Origin of the sequence: Legionella steigerwaltii (assembly GCF_001468065.1) — a bacterium.
Lineage (GTDB): Bacteria > Pseudomonadota > Gammaproteobacteria > Legionellales > Legionellaceae > Legionella > Legionella steigerwaltii.
This window is the reverse complement of the sequence record NZ_LNYZ01000002.1, coordinates 25,090-43,772: the sequence shown is the minus strand read 5'-3', so window position 1 is coordinate 43,772 and position 18,683 is coordinate 25,090. Positions and strand designations below refer to the sequence as shown.

Below are 18,683 nucleotides of genomic sequence, written 5' to 3'. Positions count from 1 at the left end.
GTAAATTTTGTTACTCATTGAACCTAAAGCAAAAAATTAAAAAAACTCTCGACAGTAAGCCAAAATCTTGGGATACTCTTGCCGGCTCTGGAACGAGCCACATAGTCCAACAATTAGGAGAAAATTATGAAAGCAAAATTTATTGCTGTTGTATTGTCATTATCTGTAACTACTCTTTCTGCTCACGCAGTCATTCCTAAAGAATCTTCTGTCAAGAAAAAGCCTCCTATCGTAATTCATAAAATTGATCTCAACACTGCGGATTCATCAATGCTTACCGGTTCAGTAAAAGGTATAGGCAAAAAGAGAGCTGAAGCAATTATTGCCTATCGAAAAAGCCATCACGGCTTTAAATCCTTGGAGGAGCTTGCTGATGTGAAGGGCTTAGGGCAGCGATTTGTGACTGCGAATCGAGATAAATTAAATCAAGTGTTTGTTGTTAATAAAATAGAATAAAGAAAGCCCTACGTACCGCGGCTTGTCCGCGGTATCTAGTATTTTGACAACAACAAACATTGCGGACAAGCCGCGCAGCATGCAAGGATTAAAGCATTGGGACCATTTCTATTCAACTTCGTTGCCAGTTATCTTTTGTTTCGTATATTGTGTTAAAAGCTATTTTTTCATTTTTGCTTTCAGTTCAAAAATGCAAAATTACCTTCATGTATAAAAATTCACTCTTTAATTTTAAATTGTTGCATAAGAACTGTCGATTTTTATCCAAATTTAGGATAAAGTAGCGCACAAAAAGAAGAACAGGATATTGCGGCTTATGTTCAGAAAATTAAGGGGCGTGTTTTCCAATGATTTATCGATTGACTTGGGAACAGCTAATACATTGATTTATGTAAGAGATAAAGGGATTGTCTTAAACGAACCTTCCGTAGTTGCTTTGCGTAATGAATCAGGACAAAAACGAGTTGCAGCTGTTGGTCTTGAAGCAAAGCGGATGTTGGGAAGGACTCCAGGCAACATTAATGCCATTAGGCCAATGAAAGATGGTGTGATTGCTGACTTTTTTGTTACTGAGAAAATGTTGCAGCATTTCATACATAAAGTTCATGAAAATAAATTCTTAAGACCAAGCCCTCGTGTTCTTGTTTGTGTTCCTTGTGGTTCTACGCAAGTTGAACGCCGTGCAATTCGTGAATCTGCAATGGGTGCTGGAGCGCGCGAAGTATTTCTTATTGAAGAACCTATGGCGGCTGCTTTAGGATCTGGAATGCCAGTAGAAGAAGCCAGTGGTTCTATGGTTGTGGATATAGGCGGTGGTACTACTGAAGTTGCTATTATTTCCTTAAGTGGTATTGTTTATCACCAGTCTGTTCGTATCGGTGGCGACAAGTTTGATGACGCTATTGTATCTTATGTTCGCCGCAACTACGGTACGCTTATCGGTGAAACTACGGCAGAACGTATTAAACATGAAATTGGTTCAGCTTTCCCAAGTCGTGATTTATTTGAAATAGAGGTTCGTGGAAGAAACCTTGCTGAAGGTGTTCCTCGTAGTTTCATCCTGACCAGTGCAGAAATTTTAGAAGCACTTCAAGAACCTTTATCGGGTATTGTTGGTGCAGTTAGAGCAGCGTTAGAGTTGGCTCCACCTGAACTGGCAGCTGATATTGCTGAGCGGGGTATGGTTCTAACTGGCGGTGGCGCTTTGTTGAAAAACATAGATACTCTGCTGATGGAAGAAACTGGCTTACCTGTATTAATTGCTGAAGATCCGCTGACCTGTGTAGCACGTGGTGGTGGTAAAGCTTTAGAAACCATGGACTTGCGTGGCGGTGATTTCCTCTCAACAGAATAAAACGTATAACAGATTATTTAGTAGGAGCGGGTACAGTTCTGCAGGATTTGTACTCGCTCTTGTCTTTTCTGTTTTTTTAATGTTCTCTGATTATCATTATCGTTATTTAGATAGTGTTCGTAGTGGCTTTTCTTTAGTTGTTGCTCCTTTGCAATATGCAGTAGATTATCCTGTACGAGTAATTGGCTGGGTGCAGTCACTTGTCAGTGCGAAAAAAGCATTAATTGCAGAAAATATGCAATTGCGTTATCAACAAGCCATGTTGGAAGCAGAATTACAAAAGTTAATTATTATTCAAAAAGAAAATTCACAGCTAAAAGAGTTGCTTCTTACTTCATCACAGGCAGAAATGCGAGCAATGGCGGCCCAAATTCTTGCTGTTGATACCAGCAATTCACGTCAAGTAGTTGTTTTAAATAAAGGGAAGCGTGATGGTGCTTATGTAGGCCAGCCTGTATTGGATGCAAAAGGTGTTATGGGGCAAATTGTTAATGTTGGTCCTATAACCAGTACAGTCTTACTTATTTCTGATTCCAAAAGTGCCGTGCCTGTGCGAAACAATCGCACTGGAGAACGGGCAATTCTTGTTGGAACAAATGATATAGAGAAATTGTCATTAATTAATTTACCCAAAACGTCCTCAATTCATCCCGGTGATGTGTTAGTCACCTCGGGTTTAGATAGACATTATCCAGAGGGTTACCCTGTAGGATTGGTGGAAGAGGTGAATAGTATTCCTGGTGAAGATTTTGTTAAAGTGAAAGTAAAACCTGTTGCTCTTCTTAATCGTAACCGACTTGTATTACTGATCTGGCCTGATGCCGAGCAAGAGCAATTGAATACACAAATTAATGAGCGCTTAAATGCCAAGGAGACTATGTGATGAGAAATCTTCGCGTACGTTTATGCTTGGGGTTTATTGTAGCTCTTCTTTTGTCCATATTACCGATGCCGGAATTAATCTCTGCTTTTCGACCTCCCTGGGTTTTATTGCTAGTACTTTATATCGAATATTTTTTACCGGGTAACTTTAGACTGACTACATTGCTGTTTGTTGGATTATTCTTGGACGTGTTACTTGCGACGGTCATTGGCGAACATTCATTTGCTTTACTTTTGGTAACCTGGATTGCTTCCAGCAAATCAAGAAGATTTCAATTTTTTTCTATGATGCAGCAAATTTTCTTAATTGGATTCTTCTGTCTATTATATCAATCGATTATTTCTATTATCACAGCGCTACTTGGCTTTAATTATAATTTATTTACCCCTCTAGCAAGTGCTTTGGTGGGCATGTTTCTCTGGCCATGGATTCGCTTATTTGGAGAAGATACTCTATTGAAGCGATTGGTTTATCGATGACCTGTCGTCTTGAACGTACAGGGATTTCCACTCTGTAGCCCAGCTGCTCGCAGCCAGGCTATGTTTGTTACTTAACGAAAGGCAAATTACTGACCTGAGATACATTTGAAGAAAAATAAAAATTACTCGCTGGTACATTACTCTGTGGAGCGGGCATTAAGCCAAATACAGACAAGCCTTTTGCATGTTGTGCCTGTGTTACTTTATCATTAAATGAGATAACTATCTCACTTGCAATCTTATCACCTTTAAGCCCGGCTTGTTTCCTTACTCCCTGCACACATGATTCCAAATTACCTATCAACTTTAAAACATTATCTAATGCCGCATTTTTTTCTTCAAAGACAGTAACATAGACTCGAGATCGTAAGTTTTCCACCTTCATATTAGGCACGGGAAGAGTTGCATCGTCAGCAACAGCAGGTAATACAGGTGCTATTAAAGTATCGATTGCTAAAGCCAAGGTTTTATCGGTATAGTGCTTGCTTATAGTGAACCAGGCCTCAATTTGCATGTTCACGTTATCCTCTTTTCCGGAGACACTATAGGCAAGAGAGTAAGGATTTAAAGTATAACCATGAGACTTCTTCGCATGTGTTTTTTCTGCCTTTCCTACCTCTGAAGCAACGTTCTTATATCCTTTATTTTTTAAATAATCTTCAATTGCTTCAATCGTTGCATCATTACTGTTTAAATAAATTCTTATCTTGTTGTCATCAAGTTTAACAGTAACATGTATAGTCATATACTTCTCCGGTTTTTTAAAATGAAAGAAAAAGGTTAAAATTTACCAAGATTTTTTATTGAGCTTATTTATAAATATTCTTCCTGTTTGATTAAATTCGCGCCTAATTTTATTTGTGTACTCATATAGTTACATCGGTAAACTTCGCCTATTGACATATATTCATAACTCTGAAGGCGGATTAATTGGAGCTTATTTGATAATGAAGCTGGATAGGAGAGAATATCGTGCAGGCATTTAAATTTTATCTAACTTTAATTTAGGTTGCTTGTGATCGTTGTAGCCTGGGTGCAGCGTAGCGGAACCCGGGATATAGAAGCGTGATTTTTTAACCGAAACCCGGGTTACGGCTTTGCCTTCACCCAGGCTACATTATTTGAAGTGGTGATGTATTGATTTATATTCGCCAGGTTGTAAATTGTCTAATTTCCAATTGCCAATTTGATGCCGTACTAATCTTAATGTGGGAAACCCAATTGCTGCGGTCATTTTGCGAACCTGATGATTTTTACCCTCTTTTAAAATTATTTCCAGCCAACAGGTGGGAATATTCTGTCTGAAGCGAATTGGAGGATTTCGGGGCCATAATTGCGGTTCGCTAATGAGTCTGACTTCTGCGGGCAAAAAGCGAATATCTTTAAGAACCAAGCCCTTTTTAAGAGGCTGCAAATCTGTTTCAGAGGGTATTCCTTCTACTTGAACCCAATAGTATTTCCTCTTTTCAAATTTGGGATGAGTTAGTCGGTGTTGCAATGAACCATCATTTGTTAATAATAATAATCCTTCACTGTTTTTATCTAATCGACCTGCTGCGTAAAAATTAGGTTGATTAATAAAAGCAGCTAATGTGTGTTCTGGCTCATCCCCAGTGAATTGACTGACGATACCATAAGGTTTATTGAATAGTATAATTTCAGACATTAGCTATTTATAAAAGAGTTGAGTGCGCTTATAGTAGGTGTTTTCTACATTACGAGCAATTCCCTCAGTCAACTCATTGTTTTTATAGGTTAATTATTATACAATAGTCGGCACTGTAAAAATGACACTTGGGTGAAAGTGAGTTATGAAGTACACAATGCTGGTTTCGCTTTTATTTTGCCAATTTGCCTATGCAATGAATCATATTGTTATGGTTGGTGATGAAAAAGTAGAAATTAAGCATTTAGTAGGCCGAGGAAAGACCTATATTCATGTGCATCATAATGAACAAACGGCTCTAAAAGCAGCTCAATTAGTGATTCAAAAGGAAGGCGGAAGTCTTATTACTTTAGTCCATTCTGGAGGTCGCAACATCGTATTTCGTTTAAATAACCAACGTTATGAGTTTGATCCAAATCGTATTTTTACAGATAACGGAATTAAGAAAACATTATCTCAGTTTGGCCAATATACTCCCCAAGCGCATCAAGAAGTAAATAAATTGGCAAGTAAAATCAAACAATTACTGCCAAAAGGCAAAGTAGTTGCCGTGCATAATAACTCATCTTATTCACTTAAAGATTATCTTCCAGGAAATTCTTTAGAAAATGATGCGCAGGCCATTCATATGATTCCTGAAAATTATTTTCGTAATTTTTATTTAGTCACCAAAATCAATGATTTCCTTCGCTTAAAAAGCAAAGGCTATAATGGAGTGTTGCAAAAAGCTTCTGCAACAGATGATGGATCATTGTCTATTTATTTGTCAAAAAGTGATTATATCAATGTTGAGGCAGGATATGATCAACTGATTGAGCAAATCAAAATGTTGCAACATGCATAAGTCAATCGAATAAAATGCTAGGTATTTAATTCGGTTGCTTAGTAAGCATCCAAGTGCAGTAATTAAATAGAAATGATACTTGGGATTCCAAGTTATCACATGCTATCATTGCCTTTTCTCTAATTTTACGGAGTTGTCAATGACATACGATAAAATCAAAGTGCCTTCACAGGGTGAAGCGATTACTGTTGCTTCAGATCTATCACTTCGTGTACCTAATAATCCTATTATCCCTTTTATTGAGGGAGATGGTATTGGTGTTGATGTAACCCCCCCTATGATTCGAGTTGTTGATGCTGCGGTTGCGAAAGCATACGGCGATAAGAGAAAAATTGCCTGGATGGAAGTTTACGCAGGAGAAAAAGCAACTAAAGTTTATGGTTCCGATCAATGGCTGCCAAAAGAAACCTTAGATGCGATGCAAAAATATGTTGTTTCAATTAAAGGCCCCTTAACGACTCCAGTTGGTGGTGGAATTCGCTCGCTCAATGTGGCAATTCGCCAAGAAATGGATCTCTATACGTGTTTACGTCCAATTCGTTATTTCACAGGTGTTCCAAGTCCGCTTAAAGAGCCAGAAAAAACAGATATGGTTATTTTTAGGGAAAATTCAGAAGACATTTATGCAGGTATTGAATGGCAAGCAGATACTCCTGAAGCAAAGAAAGTAATTGAATTCTTAATGAAGGAGATGGGGGTTAAAAAAATCCGTTTTCCGGAGCACTGCGGTATAGGAATTAAACCTGTTTCTAAAGAAGGAACCACGCGTTTAGTAAGAGCTGCAATCCAATACGCAATTGATAATGACCGCCATACGGTAACTTTGGTTCATAAAGGAAATATTATGAAATTTACCGAAGGTGCATTTAAAGATTGGGGCTATCAAGTTGCGCGTGATGTTTTTGGCGCCAAGGAATATGAAGGCGGCCCCTGGATGGAAATCAAGAATCCTAAAAAAGGTAAGCAAATCATCATTAATGATGTAATTGCGGATGCGTTCTTACAACAAATTCTTTTAAGACCAGAAGATTACAGCGTAATTGCTACACTTAATTTAAACGGTGATTATATTTCTGACGCTTTGGCAGCTCAAGTAGGTGGTATTGGTATTGCTCCAGGCGCGAATATAAGTGATAAAGTTGCTGTATTTGAAGCAACCCATGGAACAGCACCCAAATATGCGGGCAAGAATAAAGTAAACCCCGGTTCAATTATTCTTTCTGCTGAAATGATGTTACGTCATATGGGCTGGAATGAAGCTGCTGATTTAATTATCAAAGGCATGCAAGGTGCCATAGCTGCCAAGACTGTAACTTATGATTTTGAGCGTGGGATGATTGGCGCTACTTTAGTGAGTAGCTCTGGTTTTGGAGATGAAATAATTAAGCATATGTAAATTGTAAGGGTATGATGTAGCCGATGTAACATGTCGATGTAATTTGGGAGTACGAAGACAGTTTCCTGAGTTCACTTCGCTTTACTAGGCTACAATTTCGACCTTTTTTCAGTTTATGCCTTAATGAATGCTATCTAACCAATATGTTTTTGATTATTTCAAAGGCTAATTTTTTCATTAAAAATAACTGATTTTACTGGCCAAAAGTGCATAGTGAGTCTATAAAAATAATATAGAGGTTGTATATTATGACTGGGCAAAATCTAGAGGAAATTGTTAGGCATAAAGTAGCTGAGCCGGAACTGAGCTCAGAGATTAGGGTGCCTAGAAAGTACAGGGTGGTGTTGCTTAATGATGATTATACACCTATGGATTTTGTAGTTGATGTACTGAAGCATTTTTTTCATCTTAATGAAGAGACTGCAATTCAGGTGATGTTACAGGTTCATATTCAAGGAAAAGGCGTGTGCGGGGTATTTACACGAGATATAGCAGAAACAAAAGTAGCTCTGGTAAATGAGTACGCCAGAATGAATCAGCACCCATTGCTATCCAGCATGGAACCCGAGTAATTTGCTATGGGCTGAAGAGGAGCAACGACAATGTTAAATAAAGAACTTGAATTCACCTTGAATTTAGCTTTCAAGGAAGCAAAAGAGAAACGTCATGAATTTATGACCGTTGAGCATTTGTTGTTGTCATTGCTTGATAACCCCGCGGCTGGAAGTGTATTACAGGCCTGTGATGCAAATATTGAAGCACTCCGTCGTGATTTAATTGAGTTTATTGATGAAACTACTCCTAGAATTCCTGAAGATGAATTAGATAGAGAAACCCAGCCTACTTTAGGTTTTCAACGTGTATTACAACGCGCAGTATTTCATGTCCAATCTGCAGGAAAAACTGAGGTAACTGGAGCTAACGTTTTAGCAGCAATTTTTAGTGAGCAAGAAAGCCAGGCAGTTTATTTTTTACGTCGTGAGAATATCACACGACTTGATGTGATTAATTATATTTCTCATGGTGTGTCTAAATATCAAAACAATGACATGCATGAAAACATGAACTCCATGGAAGATGATATGGGTTCGTCAGAAGGTAATGAGTCACCTTTAGAAAGCTATTGTACAAACCTTAACAGACGTGCAAAACAAGGAAAGATTGATCCTTTAATCGGACGTCATGAAGAAATACAACGTACAATTCAGGTCTTGTGTCGTCGTAGGAAAAATAACCCATTACTCGTTGGTGAAGCAGGGGTTGGAAAAACCGCAATTGCGGAGGGTCTCGCTCGGCGTATAGTGGATGGTGAAATACCCGATGCGATCCGTGACTGTATCGTCTACTCACTTGATTTGGGTGCGTTACTTGCTGGTACTAAATACCGTGGTGATTTTGAAAAACGATTAAAAGCAGTGTTAAAACAATTAGGACAACAGGAAGGGGCCGTTCTATTTATTGATGAAATTCATACTATTATTGGCGCTGGTGCAGCATCAGGTGGTGTTATGGATGCATCAAATCTAATTAAACCCTTGCTGGCAAATGGTGAGTTAAAATGCATTGGTTCTACAACATATCAGGAATACCGAGGTATTTTTGAAAAAGACAGAGCCTTAGCAAGACGCTTCCAAAAAATTGATATTCCAGAGCCTACAGTAGATGAAACTTTTGAAATATTGAAAGGGTTAAAAGGGCGATTGGAAGAACATCATGGCGTGAAATTCACGATTCCTGCATTAAAAGCTGCTGCTGAGTTGTCTGCAAAATACATTAATGACCGATTTTTGCCCGATAAAGCAATTGATGTTGTTGATGAAGCAGGTGCCTATCAAAATTTATTAACAGCAAGCAAGCGTAAAAAAATAATTAGTGTCACTGAAATTGAGAGTGTTGTTGCAAAAATCGCACGCATTCCAATTAAGAAAGTATCTGCTCGTGATAAAGATACCTTACGTAATTTAGAGCGTGATTTAAAGCTTTTAGTTTATGGACAAGATCAAGCAATTACAGCATTGGCTTCTGCAATTAAATTAGGTCGTTCTGGTCTGAGAGATCCGCAAAAACCAGTGGGTTGTTTCTTATTTGCTGGACCAACAGGTGTTGGAAAAACAGAGGTAACTCGACAATTAGCTAATGTTTTAGGCATAGAATTACTCCGTTTTGATATGTCTGAATACATGGAAAAACATACAGTTTCCCGTTTAATTGGTGCTCCTCCAGGATATGTTGGTTATGATCAAGGTGGCTTGCTGACAGAGGCTGTGACTAAAAATCCGCACGCTGTGTTGTTGCTCGATGAAATAGAAAAAGCACACCCAGATGTATTTAATTTGTTGTTGCAAATCATGGATCATGGCACTTTAACCGATACCAATGGTCGTCAAGCAGACTTTAGACACATCATCCTGGTAATGACTTCTAATGCCGGTGCAGGAGAGATAGTACGAAATTCTATCGGTTTTTCACAACAAGACAACAGCAATGATGGCCTTGAAGTAATTAAAAAACAATTTAGCCCTGAATTTAGAAACAGACTTGACGCGATCATTAATTTTGCTCCATTGGATGCAGTAACGATTGGTTTAGTAGTTGATAAATTCATTATGGAATTAGACGAACAATTAAGCCATAAAGGGGTTACCTTTAATGTGGATAAAATGGCTCGTGAATGGCTTATTGAACATGGCTATGACAAAGTAATGGGGGCTAGACCAATGGCCAGACTGATTCAGGAGAATGTGAAGAAACCTCTTGCTGATGAGTTGCTATTCGGTAAATTAATGCATGGTGGTCATGTCACCTTAAAAGTTAAAGACGGTAAGTTACATTTCGATAGTCATGATCATAGAGAGGGTGTTTTTTAAATGACGTTGACTGTAACAATAATAACCAAAAATGAAGAGAGGAATATTAGAAGGTGTCTCGAATCCGTTCGATTTGCTGACGAAATAATTGTTCTGGATTCGGGAAGCACCGATAAAACAGTTGCCATTGCCAAAGAATATACCGAACACGTTTTCTCTACTGACTGGCCTGGCTATGGTGCTCAAAAACAAAGAGCATTATCGAAAGCTCATGGTGATTGGATATTGAATCTTGATGCTGATGAGTCAGTGAGTGAGGAATTGCAACGAGAAATCATAGATGCTATGGCATCCGATGCAGCAGATGCTTTCAGGATAGCAATTCAAATGTATTTTTATAATCAACCACTAAAGTATTCTTCAAGTCCTAAGCGTCACATTCGTCTTTTTAAACGAGCTAATGCACATTTTAGCAACGATATTGTGCATGAAAAAATAGTGCTTCCAGAGGGAGTTCGGATTGGTAAAATCAAAAATACTATTATGCATCATTCATTTAAAGATGTAAGTCACGTGCTTTATAAAATGAATAAATATTCATCTTATAGTGCAAAAACATATATACAAAAGAAAAGAACTCCCAGCTTTATAAAAACGCTGGCAAGTACTTCATGGATGTTCTTCAGATGCTATATCTTGCAATGTGGTTTTTTGGATGGCAGAATAGGTTTTTTATTTGCAGTATTTAATGCACAAGGAACTTTTTATCGTGGCATTAAGCAATTGTATCAAGATATTGATATGGAACAATTGCCTTCTTTGGCAAAAAGTGCAGAGGAATTAATTTGATACGAAGCTTCCTAGAAGGAAAAATTAATTTAATTGCACCAACCTTTCTTGTTTTATTGGTCTTTTTTATTCCTATAAGTAGCAGTATTAAATCAATTTTATTGATATTAAGCTTGCTTGCTTTGCTATTAACTCCTTATTACAGACAATTTTTACCTTATGCATTTAATACATTATGGGCTCGTTCCGCACTTGTTTTGTTTTTGTTTGTCCTTATTGCTTGTTTCTGGTCTCAAGCTCCATTTTCCTTACAATATAATGTTATTGATAAATATTCTAAACTCATTTTCTTACCCATTCTTGCTGTGGGGTTTGTTAAACCAAAGACAAGACTATGGGTTTTAAATTCTTATATATTGGTGATGTTACTCACCAGCATTCTTTCATGTCTTAAGGAGATACAACTTTTTGTGATAAATACTGAAGATCCGGGATATATTTTTTACAATCATATCGTTACTGGTTTTATGATTGCCTTAGGAGTTTATTTTGCCCTAATTTTAGTATTAGAGAATAATAAAAGCAGTTGGATGCGCTTTTTTTACTTACTTATGATATTAGTGGGAAGTTATCAAATATTATTTATTAATACTGGAAGAACAGGCTATGTTACTTATGGAATTTTAATGTCCTTGGTTATCTTACAAAAATTTACACCCAAAAAAGCACTATTAGGGATGGTGGTATTTTTTGGGGCAATTTGTTTGGTTTATACTCTAAGTCCCGTAATGCAAGATAGAACTCTTTCAATGATTAATGAAATCAAACTCTTGCAAAACAATCAGGCGAACACCTCCTTAGGTTTTAGAATCCAGTTTCATCAATATGCCCAATCTTTATTTGAAAAGCATCCAATTTTAGGAGTGGGTACCGGAGGATTTCAGTATAACTTTGTTAAAGATCAACCTATTCCTTCTTGGGGCCATAAGCTTAATGAGCCCCATAGTCAATATTGGCTGACCTTGTCAGAACTTGGTTTAGTAGGGATTGTTCTTTTCCTTTTTTTTATAGGCACGCTATTTATTACTACAATGCAGTTAAATAAAATGAAACCATTCCTTTTAGGCCTTCTGGTTTCTTTTTGTATCTTATCTTTTTCAGATACTGTATTTTGCTATTCAACAATAGGCTATTTATTAATTCTTTTCAGCGCATTGTGTTTTGGTGAATTAATTGAAAAAAATGAAGAACGTGTAGTTCTCAACACATTAGTTAAGAATAAATATGACCTCAGTGTCAATTCTTAAGAATTGTTGTTTGGATACTTTGTAGCCTGGGTGAAGCGAAGCGTAACCCGGGTTTCCCTATTACAGATTCCCGGGTTATGCTTCGCTTCACCCAGGCTACAAAAAACCAAGCTATTTTTTAAATATCTAATAATTGCACTGGCCAAAGATGATAAAAATGGTGTACGGGGCCATTTCCCATACCAACACTCTCTTCTTTTGCCGCGTGTATTGCATGGAATAAATAATTTTTTGCAATGCGACATGATGTGATTAAATCAATTTTTTGAGCAAGACAAGCTGCTATTGCTGCGGAAAGGGTGCATCCAGTGCCATGAGTATTTTTAGAGTCAATTCTTGGACTCGCAAACCAATGAGTATCTCCGTTTATTCCTATTAATAAGTCATTCGACTCCTGGGATTGCAGATGTCCGCCTTTGAGCAGAACATTCCTCGGACCAAAATCAAGTAGCTTTTTAGCGACATCTAACATTTCTTCTTCATTGTTTGCATTCATTCCTGTGAATGTTGCTGCTTCAGGAAGATTAGGGGTAATTAACGTAGCAAGTGGCATCAGTCGAGTAATCAATGAATTTACAGCTTCAGGCAATAATAAAGGATCACCACTTTTCGCTACAGTTACAGGATCAATAATAATAGGAATATCTATTGCTCTTTTTTTAAGAAATGCGGAAACCAGCTCAATGATTTCGCTATTAAAGAGCATACCTAGTTTTATACTGTCGGGTTTAATGTCATCAAACAGAGTGTTAAGCTGATCTTCTATAGCTTGCAATGGAATGTTGTAGCAGTGTCTGACACCGCAAGTGTTTTGTATTGGTAAGGCGGTAAGAACAGTCATACCATAACATCCTAAAGCAGAAAAGGTTTTGAGATCTGCTTGAATTCCTGCGCCACCAGAACCATCAAATCCTGCTATAGATAATGCTTTATAGTGCATTTTGCGATACTCTCTCAATTGTTTGTGACATTAAAGACCAGTCAGGGTGAAACAGATTGTCTATAAATGCCTGTTTGAATGAGGCCGGTGCGTTTGCTTGCTTATGAGCTAATTGCCCGCATAAACCAAAATAAGCAGTAGCCTGGATGGTCGCTTGAAAATAATCGGAATGACACGCAATAAATGCGCTAAGAACGGCAGTCATTGTACAACCCATTCCAGTAATAAGTGGCATAAAGCTGGAACCAAATGGCAGGATTTTATTCTCTATTCCATTCGTTATAAAATCTTCAGGCCCGCTGATCACTACTGTTTTTTGCGACTGCGCCAACAATTGCGCACTTTGAATTGCAGTGGTTACTGTATCTGCACTTTCAACTCCTTTTGTCGTCCCATTTGAACCAGCTAATGACAGGATTTCACTAGCATTTCCTCTGATAACTTGAGCATAAGGAAGTAATTTCATTGCTGATGAGGTGCGGAGTTTGCTTGCACCTGCACCAACAGGATCAAGAATTAACGGTTTACCTATAGAGTTTGCAACCTGGGCTGCGAATAGGGCTTTTTCCATAAATACATCATCTACAGTACCTATATTGACGTATATGGCTTGGCTGAGATTGGCTAATTCTTCAATTTCTTCTCGAGATTCAGACATAAGTGGTGCAGCCCCCAAAGCCAAAAGGCTATTCGCCATAAAGTCCATAGTGACGTAATTGGTTAGGCAAAGTATTAAGGGTTTTTGTTTCTTTAATAAAGTGATAGTAGATTGGATCTGGTCGAGCATGTGTGTTCCTGATGATTATACTTCACAGATTAGCAAAAACCATGAAGTATATATCGGAAGTTTACCAAGCTGCAATTTTCTCTTCTGGCCGCAAAGAGCATTCTTCAGATACAGAACCATCATTACATACAACGAACCCTGTTATACTATAAGTGGTAACAGGACCGCCTTTCCATAAACAGCAACCTCGAAAGAGTTGTAAATCCATTACCGCATGTGGTGTGCAATAGCATGTGGAATAAAAACCATTTTTACATACAAGCCGACCAGCTGATGAGTCACAATAACTAATTCCGCCCATGCCACTGCAACAACTGGCTATAAATTGAGAGGCATATGCGGGTGAGATCAGAATACTTAATATACTTGCGTAAAAAAAAGTTTTAAGTGATTGCATCTTTGATTTCTCGAGTTATTTTTCTTTTTCTATGTTTAGAATAGCATAGAGCCTGTTTACATTTCTACTATCTTAGCCAGGCTGTTCTGATTTTCTGCGTTTCTGTATTCGAAAATTAGGCCAGTTTGGTCAAGCTAACGAATTGTAAAAGCTCTCTAATATTTTTAAAGATTATTAGATAAAGCTGGAATTGTCTGTAAGAACCCGGGGTAAAGTCCAAATAAATAACTGACAGCTAAACCTGCTAGAAGACCAAATAAATGAGACTCCCAAGATATACCTTTTTCTTTAGGAAAAATGCCCAAGAAAATACCTGCAAAATAGTAGACGCTGATGATACCCAAGATTATGGTTGTTAATGTACCCGTTTGATAGATATTACTCACTAAAAACCCCCAGTAACCAGTAATAAGACCACTAGCGCCTATATGTAACCCAGGTTTAGCAAAACACCAAATCGCAATTCCACTTAAAATGGTAATCATTAATGTAACAACTATGAAATAGCTAAGCCCATTGATCAAAATGAAATTACTTAAAACCACCAAAGGAATTGAATTAAAGAAAATGTGATTGAAATTTGCATGGAGGAGTGGAGCAAATATAATGCCAGACAAGCCACGGACATGTCTTGGGACAATACCGAGCAATAATATTCTTCTATAGAACAGACTTACAAAAAAGAAAAGCCAGGGTATTAACAAAATAATTTCCAATATAGGGATGTTATTTTTTGTTTGGCTTATAATGAAGGCCAGACTATTGTTTAATTCTTCAAGCATTTTTTACGTATCCGTTCATCAAGGCCATACACGAAAGACCGTATTTGGCTCATCTTGCGCGAAAATGATACTCTTGAAGCCTCGCATACTGATTTATGCTATATTTCCTCTGCATCATTTTCGCGCAACCTATGTTCAAATCCAACCTGTCCTCAAGATTAAGTTACCTCTGATCAGATACTTTCTTACTCGTTTATTTGAGTGATTTCGCAAGTTAAATTACCTTGTGCCAAGAGTACCTCGATCGAATCGCCAATGATTACTTGTTGGCTGGAAAACAATACCTTATTTTTTTTCGTTGCAATTGCATATCCTCTATCCAGTGTAGCCAAGGGACTGACCGCATGCAAGGTGGACAATTGTGTTCTTAATTGGTATTTAAGTTGGTTCATTTTATTTTGCATGTACTGGATTAACTGCACTGTAATTTTCTGTAAAAGTATTTGTGTCTGTCTAATTTGTGTTTTGGGATTTTGGGCATTTAGATGATTGATGCACAGATGCAATTGATGAATTTTTCGTTTGATAATATAGACCATATGAGCAATTAATTGCCGCTCCAGATAATCGGCAGTTTGCCAATAACCAGCAATTGCTTTTTGTGGTGAGGATATTTTTTCTGTTAAATGCTGTAATTTGATTTGGTATTTTTGCAGAAATCGGTGTATTGCTTCATGCAAGCGTGAGATGGAATGATTTAATAATTTAAACAATTCATTGCAATCAGGCGTCACTGCTGCGGCGGCTGCTGTAGGGGTTTCTGCCCTGTAATCCGACACAAAGTCAGCTATAGTAAAATCTGTTTCATGTCCCACTCCAGATACAATTGGGATCGAGCTGTTTGCAATGTGACGCGCTAATTGTTCATCATTAAATGCCCAAAGATCTTCAATACTTCCTCCGCCACGAGCAAGAAGAAGCACATCACATCGTTTCTCTTTATTGGCTTGTTGTAATGCTTTAATCAATTGTTGTGCTGCACCAGAACCTTGAACTTCACTGGGATAAATTAATACATTTGCTAAAGGGAATCTTCGAGCAAGAGTGGATAATACATCGCGAATTGCTGCCCCAGTGGTTGACGTGATTACTCCAATGACACGAGGCATGACTGGAATGGGTCTTTTTTTAGTTGTATCAAATAAACCTTCTGCCGCAAGTTTATTTTTTAATTCTTCAAAACGTTGGTAGAGTGCACCCAGACCTGCTTCGGTAATTTGTTCCACGATCAATTGATAATCGCCACGAGCTTCATAAAGACTTAATCTTCCGCTAGCGACTATGTGTTGACCATCAGCAAGCTTTTTTGTGAGCGCGCTGACATGTCGATTTTTAAAGTAAACACAACGAATTTGGGCGCTGCTGTCTTTTAAGGTAAAGTAAAAATGTCCTGATGAGGGTTTGCTCAAATTAGAGAGTTCTCCCTCAACGTGAACTATTCCCAGTTCATTTTCAAGATAGCTTTTAACTTGTCGGTTTAACTGAGTGACAGTAAGAATTATGTTTTGTTTTTCCATGATCAGTTTCAGATTATCCCATAAAAATGACAAAAAAGTAGAAAACAATCCTTTTAGATTGAATTTTAAACAAAAAAAGTGTTCTATCTAAGATGCAGAGTACCAAAATTCATCGCAGACTTACAGCACGAAAGACTGAACTTCATGCATGTGCCATCTTGGCAAACCTTCTAAGAATAGGCTATGATCTTTCCTCTAAAAAATAAGAATAAAAATAAAATGAACTCTTTTCTCAAAAATAGAAATTTAGGTGCTTTCAGCTCATTTTTGTTTTTGCTCATAACAATGAGCATGGCTGGTTGTGTTGACTTATCAGGGGGTAGGGCCTCTGAGAAAAAGCCAATACCAAAGACTGCTCAGTCTGTGGTTCATAAATCTGCATCTCAGAAAGCAGTGAAACCAGCGAAGAAAGTGAAGGTGAGTCAATCGCAACCCTACCATGGTGAAGTACATACTATGTTAGGTGGACTTGGGCTGTTTAGTACGGGTATGCGAACACTTAGTAGTACTGTTGTTGAGGAATGTAATATACCAGCACCCAGTGATATGTGGTACAACGCGGGTGATGTGACACGTTCCATTGTCACTTATTATCAAAAACATAAGATGCATCGGCCTATTATTTTAGTAGGACATTCTTTGGGGGCGAATGAACAAATCAAAGTAGCACGCAATCTGGATAAATTAGGTATACCTGTGGATTTACTGGTTACTGTTGATGCTGTATCTCAAACAATTGTACCGCCTAATGTGAAACATGCGATGAATTTTTACAAACCTGGTTTTGTACCCATGTTTAGTGGTTTGAAGCTCAGGGCTGTAAATCCGGAACAAACTCGTATTGACAATATAAATGTTACTACGATAAAAGGCATTGAAGTGAATCATTTCACGATTGATAAAGATCCTGTTGTACAAGCAATGATAATGGATGAAGTGAAAAAGGTGTCGAGTAATGCAAATAAAGCAAAAGGGTAAAAAAGATTGTCCTCGTGTCTGCGTTATTGGAGCTGGTCCAAGTGGGCTTGCTGCAATTAAAAATTTGCAAGAACAAGGAGTAACTGATATCACCGTATTTGAAAAAAATAATCAAATCGGTGGTAACTGGGTATATGATGAAGAAAATAATCATTGCAGTATTTACGAAACTACACATATTATCAGTTCTAAGCGCTGGTCTGAGTTTGAAGATTTTCCTATGCCGGCGCACTTTCCTGATTATCCATCACATACCTTAGTCTTAGATTATTTCAAAAGCTATGCAAATCATTTTGATTTGACTAAATACATCCGTTTTAATACCAATGTTTTAAAAGTAAAACATACTGACCAACATCAATGGAATGTTATTTTTGAAAATGATCAAGGTACTCATGAAGAATGTTTTGATTATTTGCTGGTCGCTAATGGTCATCATTGGGATCCTTTCATGCCAGAATATCCAGGCCAGTTTTCTGGACAATTACTGCATTCACATCAATATAAAAAAGCCTCTGTTTTTAAGGACCAACGTGTTTTAGTCGTTGGGGGTGGTAATTCCGCGTGTGATATTGCTGTTGAGATAGCGCGTATTTCCCCAAGAACCTGTATCAGTATGCGCCGAGGTTATAATATTTTTCCTAAATTTGTTTTTGGTAAACCGACTGATGATGCTGTGGCTAAAATCAGATGGATGCCTTCCTGGCTAAGGCAGAAAGTATTGAGCTTTTTTATTCGTATTTTGCAAGGCCGATATGCTAAATATAAATTAATGAAGCCTGATTGCGGTCCTTTAGAAATCCACCCAACCATTAATTCAGAATTGCTTTATTTTATTAGGCACGGAGAAATTTTTCCTCGTCCAGGAATTACTCATTTCGAAGGCAAGCGAGTTTATTTTACCGATGGTCATCATGAAGAGTTTGATACAGTAATTTTTGCTACAGGCTATAAAATAAGTTTTCCATTTATAGATAAGGAAATTGCTGACTTTAGTAATTCAACCAAAATACCACTTTATCGCAAAATGATGCATCCAGACTATGATAATTTATATTTTATTGGTTTGTGCCAACCTCAAGGATGTATTTGGCCGCTCGCTGATTATCAGTCAAAAATAGTGGCTCGCATCATTATGGGAACGTTGAAACGACCTGATAAATTACACGAAAAAGTACTCCAGGAAATGAATAAACCTCATTATCGATTTAAATCACACATACGACATGCAGTAGAAGTGGATTATCATAAATTCCGTCGAGAGTTGTTGGATATGTTAGAAGCGTGATTAATTGTTGCTT

Annotated in this window: 19 protein-coding genes; 12 read left to right on the top strand and 7 right to left on the bottom strand. The window is 37.6% G+C overall.

The window, feature by feature from the left end; all coding sequences use genetic code 11:
- Window positions 1-126 precede the first annotated feature (126 nt).
- The 4 genes from Lstg_RS02150 to mreD all read left to right on the top strand — a co-directional run bounded on the left by Lstg_RS02150 (window position 127) and on the right by mreD (window position 3,172).
- The gene (locus Lstg_RS02150) at window positions 127-456 is read left to right on the top strand and encodes a ComEA family DNA-binding protein (protein ID WP_058476026.1); all 330 of its coding nucleotides are present in this window, start codon (window positions 127-129) and stop codon (window positions 454-456) included.
- Window positions 457-772: 316 nt separating this feature from the next.
- Window positions 773-1,810: a rod shape-determining protein gene (locus Lstg_RS02145; protein WP_003636696.1), complete on the top strand. Its 1,038-nt coding sequence runs from the start codon at window positions 773-775 to the stop codon at window positions 1,808-1,810.
- The gene (gene mreC, locus Lstg_RS02140; protein WP_058476025.1) at window positions 1,788-2,693 is read left to right on the top strand and encodes a rod shape-determining protein MreC; all 906 of its coding nucleotides are present in this window, start codon (window positions 1,788-1,790) and stop codon (window positions 2,691-2,693) included. Before Lstg_RS02145 ends, mreC begins: the two co-directional genes overlap by 23 nt.
- A complete protein-coding gene (mreD, locus tag Lstg_RS02135; protein ID WP_058476024.1) occupies window positions 2,693-3,172 on the top strand; it encodes a rod shape-determining protein MreD in 480 nt (159 codons plus the stop codon). Before mreC ends, mreD begins: the two co-directional genes overlap by 1 nt.
- Window positions 3,173-3,239: 67 nt before the next feature.
- Here the strand turns inward: mreD and Lstg_RS02130 are convergent, their stop codons facing one another.
- A complete protein-coding gene (locus Lstg_RS02130) occupies window positions 3,240-3,917 on the bottom strand; it encodes a hypothetical protein (protein WP_058476023.1) in 678 nt (225 codons plus the stop codon).
- 372 nt (window positions 3,918-4,289) lie between these two features.
- Window positions 4,290-4,838, bottom strand: coding sequence for a pseudouridine synthase (locus tag Lstg_RS02125; RefSeq protein ID WP_058476022.1), 549 nt, complete (start codon window positions 4,836-4,838; stop codon window positions 4,290-4,292).
- A gap of 145 nt (window positions 4,839-4,983) precedes the next feature.
- Here Lstg_RS02125 and Lstg_RS02120 point away from each other — a divergent pair, with 145 nt between their 5' ends.
- The 6 genes from Lstg_RS02120 to Lstg_RS02095 all read left to right on the top strand — a co-directional run bounded on the left by Lstg_RS02120 (window position 4,984) and on the right by Lstg_RS02095 (window position 11,981).
- Window positions 4,984-5,682, top strand: a complete 699-nt coding sequence (locus Lstg_RS02120; RefSeq protein ID WP_172462830.1) for a protein tyrosine phosphatase — start codon at window positions 4,984-4,986, stop codon at window positions 5,680-5,682.
- 139 nt (window positions 5,683-5,821) lie between these two features.
- Window positions 5,822-7,078: an NADP-dependent isocitrate dehydrogenase gene (icd, locus tag Lstg_RS02115; RefSeq protein ID WP_058476021.1), complete on the top strand. Its 1,257-nt coding sequence runs from the start codon at window positions 5,822-5,824 to the stop codon at window positions 7,076-7,078.
- Window positions 7,079-7,326: 248 nt separating this feature from the next.
- A complete protein-coding gene (clpS, locus tag Lstg_RS02110) occupies window positions 7,327-7,650 on the top strand; it encodes an ATP-dependent Clp protease adapter ClpS (protein WP_058476020.1) in 324 nt (107 codons plus the stop codon).
- A gap of 30 nt (window positions 7,651-7,680) precedes the next feature.
- Window positions 7,681-9,945: an ATP-dependent Clp protease ATP-binding subunit ClpA gene (gene clpA, locus Lstg_RS02105; RefSeq protein ID WP_058476019.1), complete on the top strand. Its 2,265-nt coding sequence runs from the start codon at window positions 7,681-7,683 to the stop codon at window positions 9,943-9,945.
- Window positions 9,946-10,734, top strand: coding sequence for a glycosyltransferase family 2 protein (locus Lstg_RS02100; protein WP_058476018.1), 789 nt, complete (start codon window positions 9,946-9,948; stop codon window positions 10,732-10,734).
- A complete protein-coding gene (locus Lstg_RS02095; RefSeq protein WP_058476017.1) occupies window positions 10,731-11,981 on the top strand; it encodes an O-antigen ligase family protein in 1,251 nt (416 codons plus the stop codon). Before Lstg_RS02100 ends, Lstg_RS02095 begins: the two co-directional genes overlap by 4 nt.
- Before the next feature lie 118 nt (window positions 11,982-12,099).
- Here the strand turns inward: Lstg_RS02095 and thiD are convergent, their stop codons facing one another.
- From thiD to xseA, 5 genes are all read right to left on the bottom strand, one after another.
- Window positions 12,100-12,921 carry a bifunctional hydroxymethylpyrimidine kinase/phosphomethylpyrimidine kinase gene (thiD, locus tag Lstg_RS02090; protein ID WP_058476016.1) on the bottom strand — a complete coding sequence of 274 codons (822 nt, stop codon included), beginning with the start codon at window positions 12,919-12,921 and terminating at the stop codon, window positions 12,100-12,102.
- Complete coding sequence (gene thiM / locus Lstg_RS02085; protein ID WP_058476015.1) at window positions 12,911-13,708, bottom strand: hydroxyethylthiazole kinase; 798 nt, start codon at window positions 13,706-13,708, stop codon at window positions 12,911-12,913. Before thiM ends, thiD begins: the two co-directional genes overlap by 11 nt.
- Window positions 13,709-13,769: 61 nt before the next feature.
- Window positions 13,770-14,105 (bottom strand): hypothetical protein, encoded by a 336-nt coding sequence (locus Lstg_RS18125; RefSeq protein ID WP_058476014.1) that lies wholly within the window; start codon window positions 14,103-14,105, stop codon window positions 13,770-13,772.
- Between the two features lie 164 nt (window positions 14,106-14,269).
- The gene (locus tag Lstg_RS02075) at window positions 14,270-14,887 is read right to left on the bottom strand and encodes a rhomboid family intramembrane serine protease (protein ID WP_058476013.1); all 618 of its coding nucleotides are present in this window, start codon (window positions 14,885-14,887) and stop codon (window positions 14,270-14,272) included.
- 185 nt (window positions 14,888-15,072) lie between these two features.
- Window positions 15,073-16,404: an exodeoxyribonuclease VII large subunit gene (xseA, locus tag Lstg_RS02070; protein ID WP_058476098.1), complete on the bottom strand. Its 1,332-nt coding sequence runs from the start codon at window positions 16,402-16,404 to the stop codon at window positions 15,073-15,075.
- 219 nt (window positions 16,405-16,623) lie between these two features.
- Between xseA and Lstg_RS02065 the strand changes: the two genes are divergently transcribed.
- Window positions 16,624-17,382, top strand: a complete 759-nt coding sequence (locus Lstg_RS02065; protein ID WP_058476097.1) for a hypothetical protein — start codon at window positions 16,624-16,626, stop codon at window positions 17,380-17,382.
- Complete coding sequence (locus tag Lstg_RS02060) at window positions 17,360-18,670, top strand: flavin-containing monooxygenase (RefSeq protein WP_058476012.1); 1,311 nt, start codon at window positions 17,360-17,362, stop codon at window positions 18,668-18,670. The genes Lstg_RS02065 and Lstg_RS02060 overlap by 23 nt, the downstream gene beginning before the upstream one ends.
- Window positions 18,671-18,683: the final 13 nt, after the last annotated feature.